Source organism: Pseudomonas sp. 05T35 (genome assembly GCF_056396605.1).
Genome location: NZ_JBFTLU010000424.1, coordinates 1 through 3,971 on the forward strand (window position 1 = coordinate 1; position 3,971 = coordinate 3,971).

6 protein-coding genes are annotated in these 3,971 nt (G+C 58.6%); 2 read left to right on the forward strand and 4 right to left on the reverse strand.

What is annotated here, in order from left to right; all coding sequences use genetic code 11:
• Both AC1DH9_RS24410 and AC1DH9_RS24415 read right to left on the reverse strand, forming a co-directional pair.
• On the reverse strand, positions 1-741 hold a 741-nt coding region (locus AC1DH9_RS24410; protein ID WP_477808924.1), incomplete at its 3' end, for an alpha/beta hydrolase family protein.
• A 265-nt stretch (positions 742-1,006) separates the two neighbouring features.
• The gene (locus tag AC1DH9_RS24415; RefSeq protein WP_427527929.1) at positions 1,007-1,618 is read right to left on the reverse strand and encodes an FMN-dependent NADH-azoreductase; all 612 of its coding nucleotides are present in this window, start codon (positions 1,616-1,618) and stop codon (positions 1,007-1,009) included.
• A 128-nt stretch (positions 1,619-1,746) separates the two neighbouring features.
• On the opposite strand from AC1DH9_RS24415, the gene AC1DH9_RS24420 reads away from it, so the two are divergent.
• Entirely contained in the window at positions 1,747-2,655 is a 909-nt protein-coding gene (locus AC1DH9_RS24420) for a LysR substrate-binding domain-containing protein (RefSeq protein WP_477808925.1), read from the forward strand.
• 11 nt (positions 2,656-2,666) lie between these two features.
• On the forward strand, positions 2,667-3,011 hold the full coding sequence (locus AC1DH9_RS24425; RefSeq protein WP_427540031.1) for an MmcQ/YjbR family DNA-binding protein: 345 nt from the start codon (positions 2,667-2,669) through the stop codon (positions 3,009-3,011).
• On the opposite strand, the gene AC1DH9_RS24430 is transcribed toward AC1DH9_RS24425, so the two are convergent.
• Positions 3,008-3,412, reverse strand: a complete 405-nt coding sequence (locus AC1DH9_RS24430) for a DUF1294 domain-containing protein (protein WP_427540028.1) — start codon at positions 3,410-3,412, stop codon at positions 3,008-3,010. The two genes, AC1DH9_RS24425 and AC1DH9_RS24430, sit on opposite strands and share 4 nt — an antisense overlap.
• On the reverse strand, positions 3,409-3,971 hold a 563-nt coding region (locus AC1DH9_RS24435; RefSeq protein WP_477808926.1), incomplete at its 5' end, for an undecaprenyl-diphosphate phosphatase. The genes AC1DH9_RS24430 and AC1DH9_RS24435, both read right to left, overlap by 4 nt.

The window sequence follows — 3,971 nt, forward strand, 5'->3', positions numbered from 1 at the left end:
CGGCACATGCACACCGGCCAAGGTATGACGGCCGAACTTCAGGCTCAATGGCGCCATGAGTAACAGCGCGTGAACCCGTGGGTCAGCGACGGGTTGCAAGTCATCGCGGTCGACAATCAGTTCACCGTTGGTGCTACAGGCGTCTCCGTCGTCAGGGCGTTCTTTACAGTAAAGGCGTAAACGATTCAGGTCCGGCGTGGCGCCCGAAAGAATCAACGCCGTTTCGCCACCGGCCGAATAACCGATCACCCCGACCTCGTCAGGATTGACGAACGGCGACAGCATGGGGTCGGCCAGGGTGGCGGTGATGGCTTCGGAAATCTGGATCGGCCGGCCATAAAGGTTGCTAAGCGTACCGAGTCGGCTGTGGTCCTTGGAGTTGTCGCCGGGATGAATCACCGCCACCACCACAAAGCCTTTGCGTGCCAGCGATGTGGCAAGGTCATGCAACGCCAGTGGGGTGCCGATGTTGCCGTGGGAGAGCATCAACATCGGAAAGCGCCCAATCGCGACCCTTGCGTCTTCGGTCGCCTGGATTTGATAACCCTCGAGCTTGCTTGAATGCTCGATGCCGGTCGACGGGTAAAAGGCGATGGCCCGCATGGGCTGTAAATCCAGCGGATCGAGAAACGTCAGCTCATGGTAGCCAACGCTCCAATGCAGGTGCGGCGCAGGCGCGGCTTGCACTGAATTCAGGCTGCTGAGCAGGCAAATCAGTAACATTGCACAAAGACGCATCATGGGATGCTCCACCTTGTTACCTGATTGGAATACCCGTTTTCCGCCAATCCCTTGGACTTAGAGCCTTGTGTCGGTGTTTGCCACTTTTTTCAAGGTCTACGCAGAACGGGGCCGATAACCCGAGACTGCATAACCTGGGCCAACACCTGAAACGACAGCGCTTTTGAAACAGAGACAAAAAGACTCCGTACCTGATCGTTTTACGACGATCAGGATACAGAGTCTAGTGGGTATTGCCTGAGCTTTTTAACTCTTTACGCAAGCCTTACGCGGCTGCGAACAATTGCTCGCTGATGTGCGCCTGAGCGTCGCTCATGGCTTTGTTGCGAACGTCGTCACCGTAAGCCAGGCCATGGGCGCGGACGAACTCGATATCGGTGATGCCCATGAAGCCCAGCATGACTTTCAAGTACTCTTCATGACCTACGCCAGTCGCCTGACCCAGGTGCATACCGCCAGAAGTCGACACCACGACGACTTTCTTGTTGCCGCACAGGCCTTCAGGGCCGGCTTCGGTGTAGCGGAAAGTCTGGCCGGCAACGGCAATGCGGTCGATCCAGGCCTTGAGTTGGGTCGGAATGGTGAAGTTGTACATCGGTGCGGCGATCACGACGGCATCGGCAGCGAGGAATTCGGCCAGGGTCGAAGCGCTCAGGTCGGCTTCGTGCTGTTGTGCGGCGTTACGCAACTCGGCGGTGGTCCCGGCAGCGACCAGCGTCGCGGCAGAGAAATGGCTGATGGCATCGCTGGCCAGGTCGCGGTAGGTCACCACGGCAGCAGGCTCGGCGGTTTTCCAGGCCTGGACGACACTGTGGCTCAGCTGACGGGAAGCAGAGTTGTCGCCAAGGATGCTCGAATCAATGTGCAAGAGTTTCATGTGGGATCTCCAAGTGAGGATCGCCACCGGGCGATCTGATGGAGACAATCCTACAGACGAAACCAATAGCTGATTAGCCAGCAACAATGCGATAGTTCGTCCCACTGATAGGACAATCGAGTAGCACCATGCAAGACCTCAATGATCTTTACTATTTCGCCAAAGTGGTCGAAGCCGGCGGTTTCGCCGCTGCCGGGCGCGTGTTGGGCATCCCCAAGTCGCGGTTGTCGCGGCGTATCGCCGAACTTGAAGAGCGTCTGGGTGCCCGCCTTCTCCAGCGCACCACCCGCCAGCTCAAGCTGACCGCTGTCGGCGAGCGCTATTTGCGCCATTGTCAGGCAATGCTGCTGGAGGCCGAAATGGCCGACGAGGCCGTCGCCAGCATGTCCAGCGAACCCCGAGGGCGGTTGCGGGTCTCCTGCCCCGTTGGGCTGGCTCATGAATTTTTGCCATCGGTCATCAGCTCGTTTCTGGAACGTTTCCCTCAAGTGCAATTGGAGATGCAATTGCTCAACCGCCGGGTYGACCTGGTGACCGAAGGCRTCGATGTCGCCTTGAGAGTGCGAGAACTGGGTGATGAAGACCCGCTGCTGGTCACCCGACGTTTGCGCCAGGCGCAAATGGTGATGATCGCCAGCCCGGCCTTTATACGCGAGCATCCCATCAACAGCCCGGAAGACCTGAAGCAGGTTCCAGTACTCGGTGCTCTGGAAGCTGATCGCATGGTGCACGTACGCATGCTCGACGCTCACGGCAAGAGCTATGACCTGTCGCTGGAAGCGCGACTGGGGATCGATGATTTTATCGTACGCAAGGCCTGCGTGCTTGCAGGTCTTGGTTTCACCCTGCTGCCAATGATGTACTGCGAAGAAGAACTGGAAAACGGCTCGCTGGTGCAACTCCTACCCGAGTGGTCGCTGCCTGGCGGTTGGCTGCTGGCGGTTTACCCTCATCGGCGCGGTTTGCTGCCGGCGGTGCGCGCCTGGATCGACCATTTGACCGAATCATTCAAAGCCTGCGGGGATCGATTGTTATGAAGGTTAAGCCAATGACTGAAGAAGACGTGGCGCGTTTCTGCCTGGCACTGCCCGGCGCGCAAGAGGATTACAAATGGGGTGGCGTGCGGGTGTTTTCAGTGGCTGGAAACAAGATGTTTGCCCTGCAAAACCTGCGGGGTGAATCATTGGCGTTCAAGGTCGATAAAGAGCTGTTTCTGGGGCACGTCGATCGCCCGGGCATCGGGCCTGCGCCCTATCTGGCAAGGGCGCAGTGGATCATCATGCAAACGCCCTACCCACTTGGCGCCGAGGAGCTGCAAGGCTTGCTGCAACGTTCTCACCAACTGGTGGTGAGCAAGTTGCCCAAGCGCGTGCAGGTCGGGTTGCTGCTTTAAAACAGCCTGAAGAGGCCGGCGTCGAGAAACAACTGATCGATCCAGAACACCTCATGCAGCAGCACGATGATCCAGAACACCAGTTGATAGGACACTTTGCGGGTCTTGTGCCGAAACACTTGCTGGGCAAGCAAGGCGCCCGGCCAGCCACCGGCCAGTTCGATTGCGTGCAACACGTTTTCCGGTGTACGCCAGCTGTCTGCCCGGGCCTTGCGCTTGTCGTGCCAGTACAGGAGGAACGCCAGCAGGCTGACAATCCCATAGGCCGCGAGCGGAATCAGCGAAATCCCGCGCCACCACATAAGCATCGAGCCAATTGCCGGCAAGGCGCACAGCACCAGGAACACCAGGCCTTTGAGACGCGGGTTTTGAATCCCGCGCCCATTGCGTGGCTCAATCATGATGTAGCCGCCGCCCAGTCGACCCAACCGAACTGCCAGGTCGCCAGGATCAACAAGCCGAACACGATCCGGTACCAGGCAAACGCAGCATAGCTGTGGCTGGCGATGAACCTGAGCAAGCCCTTGACCGCAATCATCGCGAAAATAAACGCAGTGACGAAGCCGATGGCGAACACCGGGAGGTCAGCGGCCTGAAACAGGTCGCGATACTTGTAGCCGGAGTACACCGCGGCGCCGACCATGGTCGGCATGGCCAGGAAGAACGAAAACTCGGTGGCGGTCTTACGCGACAGGCCAAACAACAAGCCGCCGATGATCGTCGAACCGGAGCGCGAAGTGCCGGGAATCATTGCCAGGCACTGGGCAAAACCGACCTTCAGGGCATCTTTCCAGGTGATCTCGTCGACAGTTTCGGCGTGCACGGTGTGCTCGCGACGCTCAGCCCACAACATGATGACCCCGCCCACCACCAGCGCCGTCGCCACGGTGATCGGGTTGAACAGGTATTTGTGGATCATATTGGCGAAGATCACACCCAGCACCACGGCCGGCATGAAAG